Below are 23,096 nucleotides of genomic sequence, written 5' to 3'. Positions count from 1 at the left end.
TCGATGTGAGTATTTTGAACCCATGTCCCTCCAGTGCGTTCACCCCGCACGCAAGTTGTTAGCGTGATTGCAGCGTCGGCGTCCACACAGGTCTGCCGACGTACGGGGAAGGGGCAAGCGCCATGGCATGGGATGAATGGGAACAGCTCAAGAGTGACGCCGCGGAAAGGAGCTCCGCGCGCATGCAGCTCAACCAGGTTCCCGCGGAGGGCGGGGGCGGCGGCGCGTCCAGCGGCGACCTCGTCGTGCACGACGACCAGCTGGGGAAGCTGGGTAACACGGCGTACGAACTTCGCCAGCAGTTCGGCACGGCCGGCGACTTCGCCCGCCCCAGTACGTTCACCGCGTCGATCGACCTCTTCAACGACGGTCTAGACATGGGTTCCGCGCTGACCGAGCTGCACGACGCGTGGAACAGCCAGACCGGCACCTTGAAGGAGGCGTGCGCGCACATCTCGAACCACTTCGACTTCACGCGCGCACAGCACTCCAAGGACGAGGTCCACATCCAGACGAGTATTTCGGTGTCGAAGATCGACGATTACATCAAGTAGCTCATCGGAACCGATCGCCGACCGACAACTACGGGGCTGGGCAGCGTTATGGGAGCAGAAACGATGACGGCGCAGGAACTCACCAACCTGCGTCTGGGCACGCTGGACACCGCGGTGTCCGACTGGGAGACCATGCACGGCAAGCTGGACACCCTGGCCACCGGGTGCGGCGGCGGGCGACGGCGACATCCACACGCCGACCGACGATGAACTCGCGGTGGCGGAGCGCCGGGTGAAGCGGGTGCTCTGGGAGGCGAGCGAGACCGACCGCATCGCCGCACGGGCCCTGCGGGCACTCGCGAAGAACAAGCACGACTTCACCGGTGACGGCCCCGGCGGGCTCAAGGAGGCCGACGACCGCCAGGGCAAGGCGGACGCCGACTACTGGGCGAAGAAGGCCCAGGAGTCCAACCCCGGGGAGTGGAGCGACGAGGACATCGCGCGCTTCAACGAGACGCTCAAGGACCAGCGGGACAACCCCGGCTTCAGCGAACGCTTCGCGACGACCCTCGGCGGCGAGGGAACACTCCAGTTCTGGCGGGACATGGCGGCCCCGCCCGGCGGCGCGGTCGAGGGCGACCGGGCCAAGACCCTCGCCGAGGTCCAGGACAACCTGAGCATGACGCTGGCCACGGCCACCCAGAGCGAGAGCCCCGCCATGGACACCTGGAAGCGGGACGTGATCGCGGCCGGCGACAAGCCGTTCCCGATCCAGGGCCTGCCGATGGGCCCCAACGGCTACCAGGTCATGAGCAGCCTGATGGGCAAGGGCAAGTTCGACGACGAGTTCCTGAACGACTACGGCGACAGCCTGGTGAAGTACGAGCGCGAGTACCCCGGGGACCCGGATGTCGCCTGGCGCGACACGGCCAACCTCAACTACCCGCCCACGGACGAGCCCAACGACCCGTTCGCCGGCTTCATGGAGGGCCTGGGGCACAACCCCGAGGCGTCGCTGGAGTTCTTCAACGACTCGACGACGGCGGACGGCAAGGAGATGGACAACTGGGACTACCTGGTGGCCAAGGGCGACGACGCCCGCGAATGGCCGCTGGGCGAGGACGACAAGGCGCTCGGACACGACGCCCTGGGGCACGCCCTCGAATCGGCCACCATCGGTGTGCCGTACGACTCCGACGCGACACCGCCGAAGCACTCGGCCGGCAGCGCGGAGCTGGTCAACCGGATCGTCTCGGAGTACGGGGAGAATCACGACCGGCTCAAGGGGTCTCCGCTGAGCGACAGTCTGGGGAACGTTACAGCCGAGTACATGCGTGACGTCCAGGACGGTTTCAATAGCAAGCGGGATTTCTCGACCCATGGCAGCAACGCCAATCTGAGTTACCCCGACTTGGAAAAAGGACGACTGAAGGATTTCCTCGCCGGAGTGGGGACGGACCCCGATGCCTACGGGGCGATCATCAACGCTCAGCAGGCGGTCACCACCGAGCTCATCAACGAGGGCTACCACAAAAAGGCGACGTACGAAGATTTCTCAGCAGAGCTTGAGAACCGCGTCAGCCCGGGTGGCCAGATCGCGGGAATCATGGCGGAGTCCCGCACCCAAGCTGTCTACGACGACAAGATCGCCGCCGACGCGGAATTCAACGAAAGTCTGGCCACCACGGACAAGTGGGCGGACCGGGCCATCGACATGGGTCTGTCCAGGTTCCCTGTTGCCGGAGATGCCGCCGGAATGATCATCGGAGACATCAAGGAAGCGGTCGTGGACCACTACACCCGCGACTCCAGCGACGAGGCTGGACAGGATCGCAGCGACTTTTTGGAGAGCCAGCAAGGCGCGTCGGCCGACGCCATGTACGACGCTACGTACCAGGCGGCCCACGAAGCAGGAGTTGACCCCGAGAACGCCAGGAGCCAGGCCAATACGGCTGCTCGCCAAGTCCAGGAGGGCTACGCCGTGGGCCGCCAACGGGCAGGGAGCTGAGAAGGACCATGCACAACGACGGGACGGTAACGCCGTCGAGCAGCAACAAGCGGAAGAAGATCGTGTTCGCCTCCCTGGGCGTTCTCGTGATTGCCGGAGGTGGCGCTGCCCTGTTCCTGCCGGATCAGGAGCCGGCGCTCTCCGTGCCGGATCGGGTGTGTCAGGGGTCGGTGCCCACGACACATGTGAAGTCCCTCTTGCCGGAGAAGGGCGAGGCCTTCGAGGAGGGCGCCATCGGCTTCATGGCCGGCCTGCCGAGGGGGCTGGGGAAGTGTGACCTGTCCGGCGGGGGGAATACCGTCGAGATCAGATACAGCAGGATCCAGGACCCTGAATACGACCGGGACTGGGTGCGGAGGGGGGCGGCGAAGCCTGGCAATACTCCGATCTCGCTCGGACCGGCCGGAGGGTACATCGAGAGCCACAACGGGGTGGAGCTGTTCGTCGACTGTCCGTTCGCGAAGGGGCGTAAGGATCTCCTGGAGATCTCGGTCGGGCTCGTGGGCGTCCCCGAGGTCAAGGACAGCGCCAGGACAGCAGAGCTCTCCGCCCTGACGGCAGATGTCGCCCGCGGCGTCGCCCGCGACGTGGTCGGCTGCGAAGGTGCCGCCGATCTGCCCGACACCGCACCGAAGATCGGCTGAGCCCGGATGGACCGCAAGCGCATCGTCGTACCCGTGGGCGTCTGTGCCGCTGCCCTGGTGGGGCTCGGCTCCTGGGTGGTGTGGCAGTCGGAGGGCCCGGCGGTCGTGGTCCCGGACCGTGTCTGTGCCGGCGCGCTGCCCGGCGGACCGGTGCGAGATCTGCTGCCTGAGCGGGGCGAAGCCTACGAAGAGGAGTACCTGTGGGGCTCCTACTCGGCCACTTCCGTGTCGTTGACCTGGAAGTGCTTCCTGAGCGGCGGTGGGCGGACGGTCGAGTTCGCCAAATTCGTCATCCTGCGCGAAGAGGACTACAACGCCCAGGACATCGCCCGGGACGCCACCGAACCGGGTTACTCCCCTCTCTCCTGGGGGGCGGAGAAGGGTTTCATCAAGGGCAACCGAGTCTCCCTCTTCGTCGGCTGCAAGGACAGCGAAGGCGGCCCTGTCCTGCTGGAGGCGGACACCGGTGTCGGTGGGGACGATGACGAGCTGAAAGACCCGGCCGTGCAGCAAGAGGTCGTGTCCTTGGCAGCGGACTTCGCGCGCTTCATGGCCGCCCGCGTGGACTACTGCAAGGCGGTCGAGCTCCCGGACAGTGCACCGGTCATCGGCTGACCTCTTCCGGTCCAGGCCGCCGATGTGCCGAACTCCCTACGGTTCGGGCCGCAGGGGCCGACCAGGATCTGAACGCGCCGCGCTTCACGGCGCGTCGGGTAGGCCCTCGCTCGAAAGTAAGCGAGTTCGGCGCTTTCGGTGTTCTCGCGAGCGGCTGAAGGCCCGGCATCCGTCACAGCGCCTGGGTGGACCCCCCGCGCGACGCCTCCGCCGACGTCTCCCGCCCCGCCCGCCGTCGCCGTAGCCGGTAGCTCACCCACGTCACCGTGGCCGCAAGCCAGAGGCCGCCGAGGAACACGGGGGCGAAGAACGTCCAGGGGGCGTTCCACGCCCCTGCCGCGTCCGCCGCGTAGCCGGCCGCCAGGGTCAGCATGACGAGGCCTGCCACCGCGCGGCCCGGGCGGAATTCATGACGCAGCACGGATGACCTCCAGTTGTCCGATGCCGACTCCCATGCCCAGCTCGACCGTGCCGGCGGGCTTGCTGTTCTCGGCGGGTTCGAGGGTCTGCCGGGTGTGCCGGTCGGGGGCGATGTCCACGTCCTTGCGCAGGTCGGACGGGAACTGGACGTCGCCGAGGCCCGCCTCCGCGTCCACCTTCACCGTCACCCCTGCCGGTACGACGACGACGGCGCGGCCCGCCCCGACCTCGATACGGGTGCGCAGGGTCTCGCCCTTCGGGACGGTGACCCGGGAGAGGTCGAGCTTCGCGACCCCGGTGCCCAGCTTGTACTGCGGCTGGACCGTGGCCACCGAGGCCGGGCGCCATTCCTTGCGGACCCAGTCGGTGCCGATGTCGTCCGGGACGACGGTGGCTCCCGCCAGCAGTCCTGCCGTGATCATGGCCAGCAGGATCGTGCCGAAGCCGGTCCTGCCGAGGACGGAGGCGACCAGCAGGCCGAGGCCGAACACCCCGAGTGCGGCGGCGAGCCCGATCTGCAGGCTGGTGCCCAGCGGATGGGTCTCCCAGCTCAGGCCCGTGCCCAGGCCGCCCGCGACCAGGGCGAGCAGGAAGACGAGGCCGCCGATCGGCCGCGGGCCCCGGGTGCCCGGCGTGCGGTGGGGCGGGCGGTACGGAGCGTCCGGTGTCGGGCTGCTCCGGTCGATCTCCGCCGCCTCGGAGGCCGCGCTCGCCGGACCCCACAGATAGCCCGTCCCCGCCGGGCCGGTCGTGCCGTCCTTGACGATCGGGTCCCGCCACCAGGACGGGCCGCCGGGCGTCGGCGGTGCCTTCACCTCGGGCGGCGCCCCGTGCCCGACGGTGTGCGGCGCACCTCTCGGGGCGTGCGGCGCGCTGCCCGGTGCGTCCTCCGGCGGGGCCGTCCTGCGGTGCTGGGTCCAGACCGAGAAGCCGATCACCGTCAGCGACAGCATCGCGGCGAAGGCCAGCATCCCGCCGTTGTGCAGCATCGACAGCAGCAGCCCGCACCCCACCAGGGCCAGCAGCAGCGCGACCAGCGAGGCACCCTCGACCCGGCCGGACAGCAGCCGGCGCGCCTCGTTCTCCTCCTCGCCCTCCACGGGGAGCAGCAGCCACGCGAAGCCGTAGAAGATGAGCCCGATGCCGCCCGTCACCGCGAGGACGCCGAGCACGATCCGGAAGATCACCGGGTCCACGTCGCAGTACCGGCCGAGCCCGCCGCACACCCCGGCCACCACTTTCTGCCGTGGACTGCGCTGCAGCCGCGGTGCCGGCTCGGGGGGTGGCGTGACGCCGGGGGAGGCGTCCTGGGGAACGGTCATGGGTCCATGGTGACGGCCCGTACGCCCCCGTGGGGCCCGTGACGACCCTGGCCGATCCCTGATATTGCGTCCCGGAGGCCCTCGGGGACCGGCTCGGGCCCGCCCCGGTGCACGTCCCGGGCACCCCGCCGGGGCGCGGCTCCTCAGGGTCGAGTCCGGGCAGACCCTGATGCCACGGCCCGCCGGAACGTGTGACGATCGGTGCATGCCAGCAGCCACGAGCCGAGCCCCGAGCTCCCACGCCCCGGACCCGGAGGAGCCGGCGCCGCGCAAGCTCTACCGCAGCGCCGACGGGCGGATGCTCGGCGGTGTCGCGCGCGGGCTCGCCGGGCACCTGGGACTGCCCGTGGCCTGGGTCCGGTTCGTCTTCCTCGGGCTGTTCTTCGCGGACGGCCTGGGCGCTCTGCTGTACGCCGTGTTCTGGATCGTCGTGCCCCTCGGGGTGGGCGGGGTCGGCGGGGCGGCCGGAGGGGTGGAGAGGTCCCTCTTCGAGACCGCCCCGGACGGCCGGCGCAGGCTCCGCAAACCCGACCGGGGCCAGGTGTTCGCCCTGGTCGCGCTGGTCATCGGGGCCGTGAGCTTCGTCAGCAACGTCGACATGGGCAGTGAGGCGGACCGTTACGTCTGGCCGGCGCTGCTGATAGGCGCGGGCTCGGTCCTGGTGTGGCGCCAGGCCGACAACGCGCGTCGCGCCCGCTGGATCGAGGTCGGCCGCCGCCGCCGTGTGCTGCACCTGGCCCGGGGGCTGGCCGGCGTAGCGCTCGTCGGCCTCGGCCTCGCCGCCTTCGTGGTGGTGCGGGGCTCGGCCGCCCAGCTCGGCACCGCGCTGACCGCCGCCATCGCCGTGCTCGCCGGCATCGCGCTGCTCGCGGGCCCCTATCTCGTACGGATGACACAGGACCTCTCCGAGGAACGCCTGATGCGCATCCGGGCGCAGGAGCGTGCCGAGGTCGCCGCGCATGTCCATGACTCCGTCCTGCACACGCTCACGCTGATCCAGCGCAACGCGGACGACGGCGGCGAGGTCCGCAGGCTCGCCCGCGCCCAGGAACGCGAGCTGCGCAACTGGCTGTACAACCCGGAGGGCACCGGCAAGGAGGAGGCCGAGGAGCCGACGACCCTCGCCGAGGCCGTCAAGCGGGCCGCCGCCGAGGTCGAGGACAAGCACGGCGTCCCGCTGGAGGTCGTCGTCGTCGGCGACTGCCCGCTCGACGAGAAGCTGGCGGCGCAGATGCAGGCCGCGCGCGAGGCGATGGTCAACGCCGCCAAGTACGGTGGCGAGGGCGGCGCCGTCCAGGTCTTCGCGGAGGTCGAGGGCCGCACGGTCTTCGTCTCCGTACGGGACCGGGGGCCGGGATTCGACCTGGACGCCGTACCGGGCGACAGGATGGGCGTACGAGAATCAATCATCGGCCGGATGCAGCGCAACGGCGGCACCGCGCGGCTGCGTTCGGTGCCCGGCGGGGGCACGGAAGTCGAGCTGGAGATGGAGAGGTCGGGCGAATGACCGAGAACACCGAAGCGACCGGGGGCCCGGAGCGCCGGGTACGGGTCGTGCTCGTCGACGACCACCGGATGTTCCGCACCGGGGTCCAGGCCGAGATCGGCCGCACCGAGGAGACCGGGGTCGAGGTCGTCGGCGAGGCGGCCGACGTCGACCAGGCGGTCACCGTGATCACCGCGACCCGCCCCGAGGTCGTCCTCCTCGACGTGCACCTCCCCGGAGGCGGCGGTGTCGAGGTGCTGCGGCGGTGCGCCCCGATGATGGGCGCGGTCGAGAACCCGGTGCGCTTCCTGGCGCTGTCGGTCTCGGACGCCGCCGAGGACGTCATCGGTGTGATCCGTGGCGGCGCCCGCGGCTACGTCACCAAGACCATCACCGGTACCGACCTCGTCGACTCCGTCTTCCGGGTCCAGGAGGGCGACGCGGTGTTCTCGCCGCGGCTGGCCGGGTTCGTCCTCGACGCCTTCGCCTCGACGGACGCCCCGCCGGTCGACGAGGACCTGGACCGGCTGACGCAGCGCGAGCGCGAGGTGCTGCGGCTGATCGCCCGGGGATACGCGTACAAGGAGATCGCCAAGCAGCTGTTCATCTCGGTGAAGACCGTCGAGTCCCATGTCTCGGCCGTGCTGCGCAAGCTCCAGCTCTCCAACCGTCACGAGCTGACCCGGTGGGCCACGGCGCGACGGCTGGTCTGAGCCCTGCCCCGGCTCAGGCTGGATCGAGCGAGATGTTGAGCTTCTCGCCGGTCCTGCGGTAGCCGATGCCGGCGTAGATCCGCTCGACGTCGGGGCCGCCCGGTTCCAGCCATACGGCGTCGAAGCCGCGCTCGAAGGCGGTGCGGGTCAGCCAGGCGGAGAGTGCCGCGCCGACGCCCCGGCGGCGGAATGCGTCGGCGACTGCCAGACCGGCCAGTTCGCCGATCCCGTCGACCGGGACGGAGCAGCCGCCCGCACCGGCGGGCCGGCCGTCCACGGTGGCGAGGGCGGAGACGCCGCCGCCCGCCGTCGCCCCGCGCAGCCAGGCGATCTCGCCTTCGTCGGGCCCGCCCTCCCCGCCGAACCCGGTGTGCTGGACGGCGGCGGCGGAGGTGAACTCCGCCTCGATGACGGGCTCGATGATGCGGAGGCCGTCCACCGGCTTGGGGTCCCGGAGGGCGTCGGCGGTGCAGGCCATGACGGGAGCGCGGTTCTCCTCCGTGAAACCGGCCGCCAGCAGGGCCGGTTCGACGGCGGGAGCCCAGGCGGGCAGGAACTCCAGCCGGGGCAGCCGGTCGTGCGCGCGGAACGCCGTGACCAGGTCGGCGACGTCCTGTGCGGTGGGTTCGGCGCCCTGGTCGGGGATGGCGTAGTTGGCGAACTTCAGCTCCCAGGCCGGATTGTGGCGCACCGTGAACGGGCCGACCCGGTAGTGGTCCGGGGAGCGGAGGGTCAGCGTGCGCGCGTAGTTCTGGATGGCGGTGTCCATGGGCCCGGGAGCTTATGCGACGCGGGTCGCTCCCGCGAAAGGCATTTCGCTGATCGGCGCGATGCGGACCGGGGCGCCGGGGCGCGGGGCGTGGATCATCTGGCCGCTGCCGATGTAGAGCCCGACGTGGGTGACCCCGGAGTAGAAGAACACCAGGTCCCCCGGGGCGAGTTCGGACCGGGATACGCGGCGGCCCGCGTCGATCTGGGTGTACGTCGTACGAGGCAGGGAGACCCCTGCCGCGCGCCAGGCCGCCTGGGTGAGACCGGAGCAGTCGAAGGACGCCGGCCCGGTGGCGCCCCAGACGTACGGCTTGCCGAGCGCCCCGTACGCGAAGTCGACGGCCTGCGCGGCGCGGGCGTTGGGGGCGGCCACGGAACCGCGCGGGACGCCCCGGTCGGCGCGTACGGCGCTGCCGCCGTGCGCGGCGTCGGCCGAGCGCTCGTAGCCGGCGCGCTGCTCGGCGGTGAGGGTGGCCAGGAGCTTCCTGGCGTCGGCGAGCTTGGTGCGGACCGCGTCCTTGTGCTTCTTCAGCTCGGCCCGACGCGAGGCGAGGACCGTGAGCTCGTCCTCGGCCCGGGCGCGGAGCTGGGCGATGTCGCTGATCTGCCGGCGCACGCCGTTGACCGCGCCGGCCTGGCGGTCGCCCGCCCGGTCCTCGTAGGAGGCCCGCTCCAGGTACTCGTCGGGGTCGGAGGAGAGGGCGAGCCGGACGGCGGGGTCGACGCCCGCGCTGCGGTACTGGGCGGTGGCGTACGAGCCGAGGGTGTCGCGCGCGGCGTTGAGGCGCTCGGTCCTGCGGGCCGCCTCGTCGCGCAGGGCGTCGACGGCCTTCTCGGAGGCGGTCGCCTCCTCCTTCGCGCCGTTGTACTTCTCGGTGGCCACCTCGGCGTCGTGGTAGAGCCGGTCGACCTTGGCCTCGACCTGGGCCGGGGTGAGCTGGGGGTCGGCCTGGGCGGCGCCGTCGAGGGCGGTCGCGGTCGCCGCCCCGGCGAGGGCGAGGGTGGCTGCGGTGCGGGCAGCAGGTCCGGTGAACAGACGCTGCTTGGGCTTGCGGTGAGCGGCTTTCCGATCGGCGGCCACGGGGGTGGTGCGTCCTTCCGTTCGACTGCCCGTCGGTGGGTGCCGCGGGCCCGCCGGGGTCCGGCGGCGGGCCACCACAGGGGGGAGTGGCCCGCCGCCGGATTCCTGGCGGGGCGACCGGGGAGCCGCCCGGTACGGGGGCGGTGGTACAGAGCCGGTCACCTGGGAGGGACGCTAAACCCGGCGCACAGGGAAGAGGTGTAATGACAGGTATTGCCCTCATGTGCTGTTTCGCTTCCACCGGATGACCGGAAAAATCAACCGGAGTCAGGCAATTCGCGCAGAGACCGGATGAGTTCATCAGGAAGTCGTACCTGGCCGAAGAGTGGTGATATGGCCGCGGCTAGGCTGCGCCCATGGACGTACTCATCAATGTCTTCGTGGCCCTGCACATCATCGGTATCGCCTCCCTGCTGGGCGGCTTCCTGACCCAGATGAAGGCCATGGGGGCGGGCACGGCCCGGTTCGTCCCGGCGATGCTGCACGGCGCGCTCACCATGCTTGTCACGGGGGTCGCCCTCGTCGGACTCAACCAGGCCGACGACCAGAGCGTGAACAACATCAAGATCGGCGTGAAGCTGCTGGTCCTGATCGTGATCCTGGCGCTCGTCTATGTGAAGCGGGACGACGAGAAGGTGGGCAAGGGCGCGTTCGCCGCCGTCGGCGGGCTGACGGTCGCCAACATCTTCATCGCCACGCTCTGGACCTGAGCGGGACGGGGGCGGGACGGGCGCGACGGAAGCGCGACGGACGAAAGACTTTGGGGGCGGGGCGCCTCAGCCGAGTTCGAGGGGCCCCGCAGCCGAGTTCGGGACTCTCAGTCGAGTTCGGGACTCTCAGTCGAGTTCGGGACCCTCAGTCGAGGCAGAACTCGTTGCCCTCGATGTCCTGCATCACGAGGCACGACTCGTCGAACCCATCAGCACGCAGCAGTTGCACGCGTACCGCGCCGAGCGGGATCAGGCGGGCGCACTCGGCCTCCAGCGCGGCCTCGCGCTCCTCACCCACGAGCCCGGTGCCGACCCGCACGTCGAGGTGCACCCGGTTCTTGACGACCTTGCCCTCGGGAACGCGCTGGAAGTACATGCGCGGGCCCACGCCTGTGGGATCCATGCAGACGAACCCCGCACCCTGACGCTCGGGCGGCAGCGAACGGCCGTAGTCGTCCCACGTGGCGAACCCCTCGGGGGGCGACGGCACGACGTACCCCAGCACTTCGCACCAGAAGCGGGCGACCCGCTCGGGTTCCGCGCAGTCGAAGGTGATCTGGACCTGCCTGACCGAACTCATCGGGCCACCGTAGCGATCGTCGCCGTACGGGTCGAGGCGTTATCGGCCTGCCCCGGGGGACAGGCCGACGGAGAGCCGCCGGTGCGCGCGCGTCACGCCGGGCGCACGCTGCCGTAGATCGGCATGTAGTAGATCGACTCCTCGCGGACGTTGGCGCCCGGCTTCGGTGCGTGGATCATCATGCCGTCGCCCTTGTAGATGCCGACGTGGCTGATGTCGTCGTAGAAGAACACCAGGTCACCCGGTTGCAGATCCGCCGTTGCCACCCGGGTGCCGACCTCGACCTGGTCCCAGGTGGTACGCGGCAGATCGACGCCCGCCGCCTTCCATGCGGCCTGGGTGAGCCCCGAGCAGTCGTACGAGGACGGGCCCGTCGCCCCCCAGACGTACGGCTTGCCGATCTGGGCGCGGGCGAAGGCCAGGACCTTCTCGGCCTTCGAGGCGTAGCCGCTGTCGGAGCCCGTGCCCGAGCCAGTGCCGGTTCCCGTGCCCGAGCCGGCGTCCTCCTTCGCGGCCTCCTCCTCGGCGGCCTGCTCGGCCTTCTCCTTGGCGGCCTGCTGCCGGGCCAGCTCCTCGGCCTTGCGCTTGGCCTCGGCCTCCTTCTTGCGCTCCAGCTCCGCGAGCCGCGCCTTCTCCTCGGCGGTCAGCTTGGACAGCAGCGAGCGGGCCTCGGTCAGCTTCGTCTGCACCTGCTGCTTGCTGGTGCGCAGCGTGGCCTGCGACTCGGTGAGCGTCTCCAGGCTCTTGGTCGCCTCGGCGCGCTTCTCCGCCGCCTCCTTCTGCTGCGTACGGAAGTCGGCGACCGCCTTCTGCTGCTGGCTGGTCATCCGGGCCATCAGCTGGTCCTGGTCGAAGTACGACTGCGGGTCGTCCGCCAGGAAGAACGTCGCCGTCGGGGCGATCGAGCCGGTGCGGTACTGCGCGGCGGCGTAGCTGCCCAGCTCCCGGCGCGTCTCGTTGAGCTTGTCCGCCCGCTTCGCCGCCGCCTCCAGCAGCGCGTCGACCTTGGAGCGCTGCTCGGCCGACGCACCCTTCGCCTTGTTGTACTGCTGCGTCGCGGTGCCGGCCTGCCGGTACAGGGCGTCGACCTTCTTCTGCACTTCCTCGATGCTGGGCTTGGGCTCGGCGGGGGCGGCCGTCGCGCTCTGCGTGGAGAGCAGGGTGACGGAGGCGAGCGCCGCGGTCGTGAGACCGACGGCAGGTGTCGTGGTGCGCACTCGTGTGCGCGGCTTGCGATGCGACGCCAAGGCCGGCATCTCCTTCCGTGGACCGCCTACCGGGTTAGGTGGGGGTACCCCCAGGCCGTTCAGGCACTGGGGGAGGGTTCGGGCGGAACGGAAGGCTGCCCTACGGTCCGGTGGAGACGGACCGATTCACCCCGGTGCTGCGTGTGGGTCCCCGGTTCCGGACACCCGTCGGGGGCGTACGGATTCGGCGGGGGTGCCCGTGCGGCGCGGTTCGCCTCAAGGGGGTACGGGGCACCCGTCGGAGCACGCTAACCAACCCGTGGTGTCCCTGTGAAGGTTGATGTTCGATATGCCCGATACATTTTCGTGACCTTTTCGGGGCGCCGGTCCACGAGGCGGTCATCACCCCTGGAATCTCACGTTCCGTGGGTGAGCGGTCTCGTTACGCGTACGGTCCCGGGCCCTTGTCGCGGATGCGGCCCGGGCTGTCGGTGCGGCCGCCTAGACTCGTGAGGCGATGAGCAGCCTCTTTGACGACAGTTTCCTGACCGGCCTCCAGCAAGCGGAGGACGGCCCCCCGCCGCCCCCTGAGGAGCACGCGCCCGAGGCGGTGCCGGAGGGCCTCTTCGAGGACGTCTTCGACGCGCCTCCGCCGCCGCGTGACGCCCATTACCGCGACGGCGCCCCGCGCCCCGTCATCGACTCCGCCGCGCTGCTCGACGGGCTGAACACCGAGCAGCGCGCCGCCGTCGTGCACGCCGGGTCCCCGCTGCTCATCGTCGCCGGGGCCGGCTCGGGCAAGACCCGGGTGCTCACCCACCGGATCGCCCATCTGCTGGCCGAGCGGGGGGTGCACCCGGGGCAGATCCTCGCGATCACCTTCACCAACAAGGCCGCCGGCGAGATGAAGGAGCGCGTCGAGGACCTCGTCGGCCCGCGCGCCAACGCCATGTGGGTCATGACGTTCCACAGCGCCTGCGTGCGGATCCTGCGCCGCGAGTCGAAGCGCCTCGGCTTCACCTCGTCGTTCTCGATCTACGACGCCGCCGACTCCAAGCGGCTGATGGCGCTGGTCTGCCGCGACCTGGACCTCGACCCGAAGCGCTACCCGCCGAAGTCGTTCACGGCGAAGGTCTCGAACCTGAAGAACGAGCTGATCGACGAGGAGACCTTCGCCGGTCAGGCCGCGGACGGTTTCGAGAAGACGCTGGCGCAGGCCTACGCGCTCTACCAGGCGCGGCTGCGTGAGGCCAACGCGCTGGACTTCGACGACATCATCATGACGGCGGTGCACCTGCTCCAGGCGTTCCCCGACGTCGCCGAGCACTACCGCCGGCGCTTCCGGCACGTCCTCGTCGACGAGTACCAGGACACCAACCACGCCCAGTACACCCTGGTGCGCGAGCTGGTGGGCCCGGCGGGCGAGGCCGACGCCCCGGGTGAGCTGTGCGTCGTCGGTGACGCGGACCAGTCGATCTACGCCTTCCGCGGTGCGACCATCCGTAACATCCTCCAGTTCGAGGAGGACTATCCGGACGCGACCACGATCATGCTGGAGCAGAACTACCGCTCCACCCAGACGATCCTCTCGGCGGCCAACGCCGTCATCGAGCGCAACGAGAGCCGCCGCCCCAAGAACCTCTGGACCAACGCGGGCGCCGGCACCCGGATCGCGGGATACGTCGCGGACACCGAGCACGACGAGGCGCAGTTCGTCGCCGACGAGATCGACCGGCTGACGGACGCCGGGGACGCGAAGGCGGGCGACGTCGCCGTCTTCTACCGTACGAACGCGCAGTCCCGTGTCTTCGAAGAGATCTTCATCCGCGTCGGGCTGCCCTACAAGGTCGTCGGCGGAGTGCGCTTCTACGAGCGCAAGGAGGTCAGGGACGTCCTGGCCTACCTCCGGGTGCTGTCCAACCCCGAGGACACCGTTCCGCTGCGCCGCATCCTCAACGTGCCCAAGCGGGGCATCGGCGACCGGGCCGAGGCGATGATCGACGCCCTCTCGATGCGCGAGAAGATCTCCTTCCCGCAGGCGCTGCGCCGTGTCGACGAGGCGTACGGGATGGCGGCCCGCTCGGCGAACGCCGTGAAGCGGTTCAACACGCTCATGGAGGAGCTCCGCACGATCGTGGAGTCCGGAGCGGGACCGGCGGTCGTGGTGGAGGCCGTCATGGAGCGGACCGGTTACCTCGCCGAGCTGCAGGCGTCCACCGACCCGCAGGACGAGACCCGTATCGAGAACCTCCAGGAGCTCGCCTCCGTCGCTCTCGAATTCGAGCAGGAGCGGGCGGAGGAGGAGGGCGCCGGCACGCTCGCCGAGTTCCTGGAGAAGGTCGCGCTCGTCGCCGACGCCGACCAGATCCCCGACGAGGACGAGGACGGCTCCGGTGTCGTCACGCTGATGACGCTGCACACCGCCAAGGGCCTCGAATTCCCGGTGGTGTTCCTGACCGGCATGGAGGACGGCGTCTTCCCGCACATGCGCGCGCTGGGACAGGTGAAGGAGCTGGAGGAGGAGCGCCGGCTCGCCTATGTCGGCATCACACGCGCCCGTGAGCGCCTGTATCTGACCAGGGCGGCGATGCGGAGTGCCTGGGGGCAGCCCTCGTACAACCCGCCGTCGCGGTTCCTGGAGGAGATCCCGGACCAGCACCTGGAGTGGAAGCGCAAGGGGCCGATGGCCGCCGCGGCGGGTCCGACGTCGGGCATCACGTCGTCGCTGTCCTCGTCGCGCTCGAAGTCCGGGCCGTCGGGGTTCGCGACCCGGCGCACCTCGGAGAAGCCGGTGGTCACGCTGGTGGCCGGGGACCGGGTCACGCACGACCAGTTCGGCCTGGGCACGGTGACGGCGGTCGAGGGCTTCGGGGACCAGGCCAAGGCGACGGTCGATTTCGGCGACGAGCGCCCCAAGAAGCTGCTGCTGCGTTACGCGCCGGTCGAGAAGCTCTGACCCGGGCCGGCCGTCACACGGAGCCCCGTGTGACGGCCGGACTCAGTTCGGGTTGATGCCGTGGCTGCGGAGCCAGGGCATCGGGTCGATCGCCGAGCCGCCGCCGGGCCGTACCTCGAAGTGCAGGTGCGGGCCGGTGGAGTTGCCGGAGCTCCCGGAGAAGGCGATGACGTCGCCGGCCTTGACCGAGCCGGAGCGGATCTTGGTGGTGCTGAGGTGGCAGTACCACGTCTCGGTGCCGTCGGCCGCGGTGACGATGGCCATGTTCCCGTAGGCGCTGTTCCACTGGGTGCGGACGGTGCCGTCGGTCGCCGCCATGACGGGTGTGCCGAAGGAGACGGGGAAGTCGATGCCCGTGTGGACGGACATCCAGTTCACACCGGCCTGGCCGTAGGTGGCGCTGAGGCCGTGCTGCTTCACGGGCAGCATGAACTTCGGACGCGCGGCCTCGATGCGTGCGGCCTCCGCCGCGCGCTTCTTCTTGTCGGCGGCCTGGCGCTCCTTCAGGTCGATGCGCTCCTGGGTGCGGCTGGCGCGGTCGGCGAAGTTCTCGGCGTCGGCGTTGAGGTTGGCGAGCTGGGTGTCCAGCTTGTTGTTGGCCACGGCCGGCTTGACCGTGTCGGCGGCCGCCATGGACGTGGTCTCGTCCTTCGTCTCCTCGCCCCCGCCGACACCGCTCACCGAAGCGGCGGCGATGCCCGCGACGCTCATGACGCAGGCGGAGGGGACGGCGACGGTGAGGAGCGCGGAACGCTTCGCGGGGGTGCGGCGCCGGCCCCGGCCACCGCCGCGCGGGGCGGAGGAGCGGCCGACGGGGTGTACGGACTCCGGCGCGGATGCGGCGGCCATGTCGACGACGTCCGCCGGCGGCTCGGGTTCGCCGTCGGCCTCGGGGGCCTCGGCGTACGGGTCCGTCCGTGTGGTCCCGTCCTCGGCGGCACCGGCGTGGTCGTGGGTGCCGGGGGAGTCGTGAAGCTCGGGGGAGTCGTGAAGCTCGGGGGAGCCGTGGAGGTCGTGGGTGCCGGCGCCGTCGTGGGAGGCGAACTCGGCGGTCTCGTACGGCTCGAAGGGCGCCGGCTGGTGTTCGTACGAGGGATACGACGTCTGTTCGGGTGCGTACGCCGCGCTCTCGGGCGTGGCGCCGGTGTTCCAGGCGGTGGCGTCGTAGGTGCCGGTGTCGGCGGCCGCGTAGCTCTCGTACCCCGCGGTCTCGAAGGCGGGGGCGGTGTAGGTGCCGGTCGCGTAGGCCGTGGTGTCGAACGTGGTGGTGGGGAAGGCGCCGGTGTCGCCCGTCGCCCACTGGCCCGCCTGGCCCGCCTGGCCGGTGTGGCTGGTGTGGTCCCAGCCGGTGGTGTCCCACTGGCCCGTCGCGTCGGGGGCCTGGGGGGCGGTCTGCGCCGGGATCCCGGCCTCGGGCATCCAGGTGGCGGTCGTGTCGTAGCCCTGGGACGCCTGCGGGTGGGTCTGGGCGGCATAGGCGTCGTACGGGGCCTGCTGATGCGCTCCGGTGTCCCACTGGCCGCTGTCGTAACCGCTGTTGTAGCCACTGCCGTACCCGGGCACGTCGTACGCGGGGGCTTCGTACGCAGGGGCGTAACCGCCGCCGTACGTCGTTTCGTGGCTGGTGTCGTGCTGACCCGGCAGGGTCCCGAAGAGCGGGTCGGTGTCGAAGCTGCCGGTGGACTGGCTGTCGTATCCGGCATACCCGGCGTGGGGGTGCTGGTCGTTCACCAACTTCTCTCTCGCCTCGGCAGCAGGACCTGTTCCGGGGTCCGGTGGGGGGATCCCAGGGTGAGCAGTGGCCGCGACTGTACCCGGCGGTAGGTGAGGACGACAATCTTCGGCTGCTTTCCGGCTTTCAGGAAAGGGGCAATCGGCCGCCTTTCGGTGGACCGAGGAGACAGGCTTGGTTCTATGTTCGAAATTCGTTCTATTCGAAGGGGGGTGTGCGGTGTTTCCGGGGCGGGAGTGGTGACGATTCACCAGCGGTCCCAGTGCAGGACCTGCTCGCGCGGGATGCGCCGGGCGGGGCGGAAGTCGGTGCCGACGGTGTACGCGACCGGGATGAAGGCGGCCTGCATGACCTCCGCGTACGGAATGCCGAGCGCCTCCGCGAACTCCCGCTCCAGCGGCAGGTTCCCGGTCGTCCACACGGTGCCGAGGCCACGCTCGCGGGCGGCCAGCATGAAGCTCCAGGCAGCGGGCAGGATCGACCCCCACGTGCCGGCCTGGTGGGTGACGGAGAGGCCTTCGGTGCGCCCCTCTACGCAGGGGATGACATAGGCGGGCACCTCGTGCAGATGCTGGTAGAGGTGTCCGACGCCCGTGTACACCCGGTCCATCACGCCCGGTGCGACCTCGGCCCGGCGCATGTCCCGGGCGGGCAGCGGCTGGTGGGCATCGGGGACGCCCAGGCTCGCCCGCCACAGATCGGCGAGCACGGCCCGGCGGGCCGGGTCGGTGACGATGACGAAGTGCCAGCGCTGCCGGTTGCGGCCGGTGGGCGCCTGGACGGCGAGGTCGACGCACTCCTCCAGGAGTGCGCGCGGTACCGGCCGGGTGAGGTCGAGACGGTGGCGGACGGCCCGGGTGGTGGAGAGCAGGGTGTCGGAAGCGAGACCGAGGTTCATGCGTTGAGCCTCGTACGGCCCGGGCGGGGGCGGGAAGCCCGGGCTTCCACTGAGTGGAAGCCCGACGAAGAGACGACGAAGAGACAGGGGCGGGGAGTTGGGCGAGGGCGTGGCGGGACGGAGTGTGGCGGGACGGCTCTTCTCGGTGCTGGACGCCTTCGAGGGCGGCGGCCCGGAGGCGCTGCGGCTCACCGACATCGCGGCCCGCACGGGGCTCCCGGCCCCGACGGCGTTGCGCCTGGTGCGGGAGTTGGTGGCGTGGGGCGGGCTGGAGCGGGGCGCGGACGGCAGATACCGGCTGGGGCTCCGGCTGCGGATGCTCGGCGCGGCGGCGCCCTGCCCGCGCGGGCTCCTCGACGCGGCGCTCCCGGCACTGCGGGCGCTGGGTGCCCGGACCGGCGGTCACGCGGATCTGGCGGTGCTCTCCGCCCCGGCGGCCGACGGGGTGCTGTGCCTGGTGAGCGGGGAGCGGCAGCCGCCGCACGCGACGGCGTACGGGAAGGTGCTGATCGCTGTCCCGCCGACGGAGCTGCCCCGGCACACCCGGCACACGGTGGTCTCCCCGGGCATCCTCGCCGGCCAGCTAGCCCGGATCCGGGAGGCCGGGCTGGCGGTCTGCGCCGAGGAGTTCCGGCTGGGCGAGGTGTCGGTGGCCGCTCCGGTGCGGGGCCCGGTCGGAACGGTCGCCGCGCTGGGCGTCACCGTCCCCACCGGCGTACCCCTGGACCGGGTGGTGGCTGCGGTTCGGGCGGCGGCCACGGGGGTACGGCCTCCTGAGCCGTCGCCGTCGCCATGAGGGAGATCAGGCGACGGAGGCGGCCCCTGGAGCGCCGAGGGCCGCGGCGTCGGACTCCAGTGCCTGGCGGATCGCTGACGCGACCGCTGGGTGCACCGGCAGGGCGAGATGGCCGATTCCCGTGACACGCACATTGACCGCGTCGAGGTCGGGGTGGTCGACGCAGGCCGTCTCGACGGGGAGCATCACCCTGTCCAGCTCGCTCCAGAAGCTGACGAACCGGGTCCGGCAGCCCGGAGCGGGGCGACGCAGCTCCGCGATCAGGTCCGAGCCGCTGCGCATCTGGCGGACGATGGGGTGTGCGCCTGCCAGCGGGGCGGCGGCGGTGCCACCGTGCGGCGTGCCGAGGGTGACGAGGGTGCGTACCCTGCGGTCCCCGCCGAGCCGCTGCACGTAGTACCGCGCGATCAGACCGCCGAGGCTGTGGCCGACGATGTCGATCTCGCGGTGCCCGGTGCGGGCGCAGATCTCCTCCACATGGCGGTCGAGCAGCTCGGCGGCGGTGCGGATGTCGCAGGTCAGGGGCGAGTAGTTGAGCGATTCCAGGTGGTGCCAGCCGTGCCGGGACAGGGAGCGGCGGAGCAGGACGAACACGGAGCGGTTGTCGATGAAGCCGTGGAGGAGCACGACGGGCGGCCGGTCACCGGTCGCCGTGGGCAGCGTGGTCGCCTCCGCGGTGGCCGAGGTGTCCGCCACGGCTGCCGGTCCTGGTGCATCCGGCCTTCCTGCTGTTCCTGCTGTGTCCGCTGTGCCTGCGTCTGCTGTGTCCGCCGTGTCCGCCGAACGGGTGAACCGGTCGGTGGAGGCGCCAGGTCGGGTTCCGGTTCCGGTGTCCGGGGTGGGTGCGGGGCGCCGGCGCTCCGGGGTGAGGCCGGACGGGTAGATGAGTACGTGCCCGGCGAGGATCACCAGCTCCAGTGCGGTGGCTCTGACCAGCGTCGACGACAGCCAGGCGGGGCGCAGACACGGCCTGCGCAACAGTAGGGGTAGGAAGGACAGGACCTTCATGGCCGACCTCCTGCACTGGCATGCGGGGGAGGCGGCTCCCTGCCCCGTACGCCCTCACGGGGATCGCCGCGGAGGCTACCGGCGGCCCTGATGCGCCGGGGCCGTACCACCGTGCCGTGCGGCTGACGGCACGGTGGTACGGCGACCTCGTTGCGGCTCCCCTGGCGCGCTCCCCGCGCGGCCGATGGACCGCCCGATGCTGGGAACGACGCCGGCGAACATGTCCCATGTGTGATTTCCCCCTCCCGGTCCACCGCGAAACGACGCCGTGCGGGATGCTGTGGATAACGTTCGTTCACATCACCGGCCCTCCGGGTACGGGAAACGCATGTGGAGGCATTGATGGGTGTGACCGGTCCGATCCGAGTGGTGGTGGCCAAGCCGGGCCTCGACGGCCATGACCGCGGGGCCAAGGTGATCGCGCGGGCGCTGCGGGACGCGGGCATGGAGGTCATCTACACGGGGCTCCACCAGACCCCCGAGCAGATCGTCGACACGGCGATCCAGGAGGACGCAGACGCCATCGGCCTGTCGATCCTCTCGGGTGCCCACAACACGCTCTTCGCCAAGGTCATCGAACTGTTGAAGGAGCGCGACGCGGAGGACATCAAGGTGTTCGGCGGCGGCATCATCCCCGAGGCGGACATCGCTCCGCTGAAGGAACAGGGTGTCGCGGAGATCTTCACCCCGGGTGCGACGACCGCCTCGATCGTCGAATGGGTGAACGCGCACGTCCGTCAGCCCGCGGAGGCCTGAGCGCCTGCCCTGATTCCGCCTTGCCGGCCCTGTTTCCGTCCCTCCCGCCTTTCTCCGCGGTCAATCCGTGCCGTCCTGGGCCAGCTCCGCGTCCATGGCGGCGCGCAGACGCAGGGTGGAGACCAGGCGCTGGAACGCCTCCGACCAGTAGCCGCCCGCACCCGGTGACGCGCCCTCCGGCTCGTCCGGCGTGGTGGTGAGCACCGCGAGCCGGTCAGCCTCGGCAGGGTTCAGGCAGCGCTCGGCGAGGCCCATCACCCCGCTGAAGCTCCAGGGGTAGCTCCCCGCGTCCCGGGCGATGTCCAGCGCGTCGACCACCGCCCGGCCCAGCGGCCCGTCCCAGGGCACGGAGCAGACACCGAGCAGCTGGAACGCTTCGGACAGGCCGTGCGCGGCTATGAAACCGGCGACCCAGAGCGCCCGCTCGGGGGGTGGCAGGGTGGCGAGGAGCTTCGACCGCTCCGCCAGCGACGCCGTCCCGGGGCCGTTCGCCAAGGGGGTCGACGGGGCCCCGAGCAGCGCCCGCGCCCAGTAGGGGTCCCGCTGCCGCACGGCGGCCCGGCACCAGGCGGCGTGCAGCTCACCGGCCCAGCCGTCGGCGACCGGCAGTGACACGAGCTGCTCGGCCGTCCGGCCGCCGAACCTCTCCCGCCACACGCCGAGCGGGGCCGCCTCCACCAACTGGCCGAGCCACCAGGAGCGTTCACCGCGCCCCGAGGGCGGTACGGGCGCCACGCCGTCGCGCTGCATCGCCGCGTCGCACTCGTGCGGTGCCTCCACGGCGACGGACATGGCGCCCCCCGTACGGTCGGGGTTCACGCAGGAGGTGGCACGGGCCGCCATCCGGCGGGCGAGCGCCGAACCGGGCAGGGCGGACAGAAGCTCGGCGGCCGTGGAGCGTACGTTGCGGCTGCGGTCCGCCAGGGCCTCCTCCAGGAACGCCTCGTCGCCGCCGGAGAGGCCGGACCGCAGGGAATCGAGGAACATCAGCCGGTCCTCGGCACGCTCCGTGGCCCAGGTGGTGGCGAGCAGGGCCAGGGCCGCGCCGGGATCCCGCTCGCGTACGGCCCCGAGCAGCGCGACCCGTTCGGCGAAGAGGCCCTCCTCCCAGAGCCGGCGCACCGTCTCCGGATCCTCGGTGCCCGGCCGCCGCGCGCCGCGTGACGAAGCGCGCAGCGCGAATTTCCACTCCGGATTCAGTCCGGCCAGCCAGAGTCCGCGCGGCCCCGCGAACGCGAGGACGTGCGGGCGCAGATCCGTACGCGCCCGTGCCGCGTCCAGCAGTGCGGGCAGCAGCTCCGCCGGTGCCCGGTAACCGTGCGCTCCGGCGGAGGCCAGCCACTGGGGGATGAGCTCGGTGAGATCGGGTGCCGCTCCCCGGCGCCCGCCGGTGGGTGGCGCCGAGCGGTCGGCGAGCAGCTGGGCGAGCCGCCGACGGGCGGCGGCAGGCAGCGCCGGCCGGGGATCGGCGGGCGCGGGCTCGGGAAGGGTGGCCCCGCCGGCGGGCCGCAGAGCCGCCCTGCGCCGCACGGTGTGTATCGCCGCCGTGTCCAGCAGCGCCGCGGGACCGACCGGGGCGCCGCCCGCGGCCCGGAGCGGGCGCCGGTCGGTGCCGAGCAGCGCCGAGGTGACGAGGTCTTCCCACGAGGCGTTCACGGGCACGCCTGTCGTCGTGGCGGTGGTGGACATCGGGCGGGTCCCTTCGGGTGGTCCTGGAATCGACGGGTGGGGCACGGGGCGTGCGGCGGATCGGGAGAACAGACCGCCAGGAGAACAGGCCGCTCGGAGAGCAGGCCGCCGGGAGAGCGCGGGCGTCAGGCGGGCACAGACGGGCGCAGGCGTCAGGTGAGCGCCACGGCCGCGCTCGGCGCCTCGTCGCCGGAGGCCCCGGCGCACCAGGCGGCGAGCGGGTCGAAGCCCCGGTGCCCGCACTCGCCGAACACGGTCAGCGGGCCGCCGCCGGAGAGTGCCACGAGCTTCCACAGACCCGGCCGGGACAGCGCCGGGGGTGCCACCGGCAGGGCGGAACCGTCCACCGCGCCGACCAACTGCCAGCCGTCCCCGGACGGCGCGGGTATGACATCGCGCAGCATCGCGGGCCAGGCGTCGAGCCAGGGGTCCTCCCGCAGTGCGTGCCCGTAGGCGGCGAGGGCGTCGGCCGTCGTGCCGCCGGGGGGTGGTGCCGTCGTGACGACAGGCTCGCCGAACTGCTGCCCCAGCTCTCCCCTCAGCCCACCGCCGCCCGGATACGGTGTCACTTCGGCGTCGATCACCGTGCCCACCGGCAGCGACCGGGCGGGGGCACGCCCCGGCGCGCCGTATGACAGCAGCAGCGAGACGCGCTCCGAACCCCTGCCGTACAGCCAGGTGCGGCGGGTGACGATCCGGCCGTCCGGTATGTCGTACTGCGCGAGGACCAGCCAGTGGTCGCGGACGGCCGGCCCTTCGGCCGACGCGGTCAGTCCCACTCTCGCGCGCACGGTCGCCGCCAGCGGGCCCGGCAGCCGGTCGAGTCCGAGCCAGGCCGAGTCCAGCAGGCGCAGGAGCGCGCACTCCTCGAGCAGCCGCGCCGGCCAGCCGGGCCCGGAGGCCGGAACCGAACCCAACTCCCGCACCCGTCCCGCGAGTCCCGGCGCCTGAGCGTCGACCATGCGGGCCGCTGTCTCCTCCCACAGCCCGTGACCCGGGCGGTCCGCCGCCGCGAGTCCGCCGCGCAGCAGATCGGTGAGCCGCTGGTCCAGCTCCTGCGCACCGCCCGTGATGCGCGCGGCCCTGCGGCCCGCACGACGGGCCGCCGCCCGGTCCGCCTCGGACGACGCCTCGTCAGGAGCCCGGTCCGGCACCCGCTCCACCGCATGGCGCGCCGCCGGTCCGGCGGGGCGCCAGGGTTCTCCCCCGTGAGATAGCACCATGGAACCG

The 23,096-nt window shown here is 71.5% G+C and carries 22 protein-coding genes; 11 read left to right on the top strand and 11 right to left on the bottom strand.

Annotated elements, in window-relative coordinates; genetic code table 11:
* The first annotated feature begins 122 nt into the window (after positions 1 to 122).
* From ACIRD8_RS07575 to ACIRD8_RS07555, 5 genes are all read left to right on the top strand, one after another.
* Entirely contained in the window at positions 123 to 554 is a 432-nt protein-coding gene (locus ACIRD8_RS07575) for a hypothetical protein (protein WP_403987638.1), read from the top strand.
* Positions 555 to 617: 63 nt separating this feature from the next.
* Positions 618 to 764 (top strand): hypothetical protein, encoded by a 147-nt coding sequence (locus ACIRD8_RS07570; RefSeq protein WP_403987635.1) that lies wholly within the window; start codon positions 618 to 620, stop codon positions 762 to 764.
* A 7-nt stretch (positions 765 to 771) separates the two neighbouring features.
* Positions 772 to 2,502: a DUF6571 family protein gene (locus ACIRD8_RS07565; protein WP_403987632.1), complete on the top strand. Its 1,731-nt coding sequence runs from the start codon at positions 772 to 774 to the stop codon at positions 2,500 to 2,502.
* A gap of 8 nt (positions 2,503 to 2,510) precedes the next feature.
* The gene (locus tag ACIRD8_RS07560) at positions 2,511 to 3,146 is read left to right on the top strand and encodes a hypothetical protein (RefSeq protein ID WP_403987629.1); all 636 of its coding nucleotides are present in this window, start codon (positions 2,511 to 2,513) and stop codon (positions 3,144 to 3,146) included.
* 6 nt (positions 3,147 to 3,152) lie between these two features.
* Positions 3,153 to 3,761, top strand: a complete 609-nt coding sequence (locus ACIRD8_RS07555; protein ID WP_403987626.1) for a hypothetical protein — start codon at positions 3,153 to 3,155, stop codon at positions 3,759 to 3,761.
* Between the two features lie 172 nt (positions 3,762 to 3,933).
* Here the strand turns inward: ACIRD8_RS07555 and ACIRD8_RS07550 are convergent, their stop codons facing one another.
* Together ACIRD8_RS07550 and ACIRD8_RS07545 are read right to left on the bottom strand one after the other, a co-directional pair.
* Positions 3,934 to 4,182 (bottom strand): hypothetical protein, encoded by a 249-nt coding sequence (locus tag ACIRD8_RS07550; protein WP_403987623.1) that lies wholly within the window; start codon positions 4,180 to 4,182, stop codon positions 3,934 to 3,936.
* A complete protein-coding gene (locus ACIRD8_RS07545; RefSeq protein ID WP_403987620.1) occupies positions 4,169 to 5,503 on the bottom strand; it encodes a PspC domain-containing protein in 1,335 nt (444 codons plus the stop codon). Before ACIRD8_RS07545 ends, ACIRD8_RS07550 begins: the two co-directional genes overlap by 14 nt.
* 205 nt (positions 5,504 to 5,708) lie before the next feature.
* Here ACIRD8_RS07545 and ACIRD8_RS07540 point away from each other — a divergent pair, with 205 nt between their 5' ends.
* Both ACIRD8_RS07540 and ACIRD8_RS07535 read left to right on the top strand, forming a co-directional pair.
* A complete protein-coding gene (locus ACIRD8_RS07540; RefSeq protein ID WP_403987617.1) occupies positions 5,709 to 7,010 on the top strand; it encodes a PspC domain-containing protein in 1,302 nt (433 codons plus the stop codon).
* Entirely contained in the window at positions 7,007 to 7,702 is a 696-nt protein-coding gene (locus ACIRD8_RS07535) for a response regulator transcription factor (protein WP_099173788.1), read from the top strand. The genes ACIRD8_RS07540 and ACIRD8_RS07535 overlap by 4 nt, the downstream gene beginning before the upstream one ends.
* 13 nt (positions 7,703 to 7,715) lie before the next feature.
* Here the strand turns inward: ACIRD8_RS07535 and ACIRD8_RS07530 are convergent, their stop codons facing one another.
* A complete protein-coding gene (locus ACIRD8_RS07530) occupies positions 7,716 to 8,471 on the bottom strand; it encodes a GNAT family N-acetyltransferase (protein ID WP_403987614.1) in 756 nt (251 codons plus the stop codon).
* Positions 8,472 to 8,483: 12 nt separating this feature from the next.
* Positions 8,484 to 9,554, bottom strand: a complete 1,071-nt coding sequence (locus ACIRD8_RS07525) for an NlpC/P60 family protein (RefSeq protein WP_403987611.1) — start codon at positions 9,552 to 9,554, stop codon at positions 8,484 to 8,486.
* Between the two features lie 356 nt (positions 9,555 to 9,910).
* Between ACIRD8_RS07525 and ACIRD8_RS07520 the strand changes: the two genes are divergently transcribed.
* A complete protein-coding gene (locus ACIRD8_RS07520; protein WP_403987608.1) occupies positions 9,911 to 10,264 on the top strand; it encodes a hypothetical protein in 354 nt (117 codons plus the stop codon).
* A gap of 145 nt (positions 10,265 to 10,409) precedes the next feature.
* Here ACIRD8_RS07520 and ACIRD8_RS07515 read toward each other — a convergent pair whose 3' ends face one another.
* Both ACIRD8_RS07515 and ACIRD8_RS07510 read right to left on the bottom strand, forming a co-directional pair.
* A complete protein-coding gene (locus ACIRD8_RS07515; protein ID WP_403987605.1) occupies positions 10,410 to 10,844 on the bottom strand; it encodes a VOC family protein in 435 nt (144 codons plus the stop codon).
* A 92-nt stretch (positions 10,845 to 10,936) separates the two neighbouring features.
* A complete protein-coding gene (locus tag ACIRD8_RS07510) occupies positions 10,937 to 12,100 on the bottom strand; it encodes an NlpC/P60 family protein (RefSeq protein ID WP_403987602.1) in 1,164 nt (387 codons plus the stop codon).
* A gap of 448 nt (positions 12,101 to 12,548) precedes the next feature.
* On the opposite strand from ACIRD8_RS07510, the gene pcrA reads away from it, so the two are divergent.
* Positions 12,549 to 14,987 (top strand): DNA helicase PcrA, encoded by a 2,439-nt coding sequence (gene pcrA, locus ACIRD8_RS07505; protein WP_403987599.1) that lies wholly within the window; start codon positions 12,549 to 12,551, stop codon positions 14,985 to 14,987.
* 42 nt (positions 14,988 to 15,029) lie between these two features.
* Here pcrA and ACIRD8_RS07500 read toward each other — a convergent pair whose 3' ends face one another.
* Both ACIRD8_RS07500 and ACIRD8_RS07495 read right to left on the bottom strand, forming a co-directional pair.
* On the bottom strand, positions 15,030 to 16,718 hold the full coding sequence (locus tag ACIRD8_RS07500) for a peptidoglycan DD-metalloendopeptidase family protein (protein ID WP_403987596.1): 1,689 nt from the start codon (positions 16,716 to 16,718) through the stop codon (positions 15,030 to 15,032).
* Between the two features lie 248 nt (positions 16,719 to 16,966).
* Positions 16,967 to 17,617, bottom strand: coding sequence for a nitroreductase family protein (locus ACIRD8_RS07495; RefSeq protein WP_403987593.1), 651 nt, complete (start codon positions 17,615 to 17,617; stop codon positions 16,967 to 16,969).
* A 109-nt stretch (positions 17,618 to 17,726) separates the two neighbouring features.
* On the opposite strand from ACIRD8_RS07495, the gene ACIRD8_RS07490 reads away from it, so the two are divergent.
* Complete coding sequence (locus tag ACIRD8_RS07490) at positions 17,727 to 18,413, top strand: IclR family transcriptional regulator (protein WP_403987590.1); 687 nt, start codon at positions 17,727 to 17,729, stop codon at positions 18,411 to 18,413.
* Between the two features lie 6 nt (positions 18,414 to 18,419).
* Here ACIRD8_RS07490 and ACIRD8_RS07485 read toward each other — a convergent pair whose 3' ends face one another.
* Complete coding sequence (locus ACIRD8_RS07485) at positions 18,420 to 19,421, bottom strand: esterase/lipase family protein (protein ID WP_403987587.1); 1,002 nt, start codon at positions 19,419 to 19,421, stop codon at positions 18,420 to 18,422.
* 342 nt (positions 19,422 to 19,763) lie between these two features.
* On the opposite strand from ACIRD8_RS07485, the gene ACIRD8_RS07480 reads away from it, so the two are divergent.
* The gene (locus ACIRD8_RS07480; RefSeq protein WP_403987584.1) at positions 19,764 to 20,177 is read left to right on the top strand and encodes a cobalamin B12-binding domain-containing protein; all 414 of its coding nucleotides are present in this window, start codon (positions 19,764 to 19,766) and stop codon (positions 20,175 to 20,177) included.
* A 60-nt stretch (positions 20,178 to 20,237) separates the two neighbouring features.
* Here the strand turns inward: ACIRD8_RS07480 and ACIRD8_RS07475 are convergent, their stop codons facing one another.
* Positions 20,238 to 21,866 carry a DUF5691 domain-containing protein gene (locus ACIRD8_RS07475; RefSeq protein WP_403987582.1) on the bottom strand — a complete coding sequence of 543 codons (1,629 nt, stop codon included), beginning with the start codon at positions 21,864 to 21,866 and terminating at the stop codon, positions 20,238 to 20,240.
* A 152-nt stretch (positions 21,867 to 22,018) separates the two neighbouring features.
* The gene (locus tag ACIRD8_RS07470) at positions 22,019 to 23,089 is read right to left on the bottom strand and encodes a hypothetical protein (RefSeq protein ID WP_403987579.1); all 1,071 of its coding nucleotides are present in this window, start codon (positions 23,087 to 23,089) and stop codon (positions 22,019 to 22,021) included.
* Positions 23,090 to 23,096: the final 7 nt, after the last annotated feature.

Origin of the sequence: Streptomyces sp. NPDC102451 (genome assembly GCF_044765485.1) — a bacterium.
In the GTDB taxonomy this organism is placed as follows: domain Bacteria; phylum Actinomycetota; class Actinomycetes; order Streptomycetales; family Streptomycetaceae; genus Streptomyces.
This window is presented reverse-complemented; position numbering and strand designations above follow the sequence as displayed.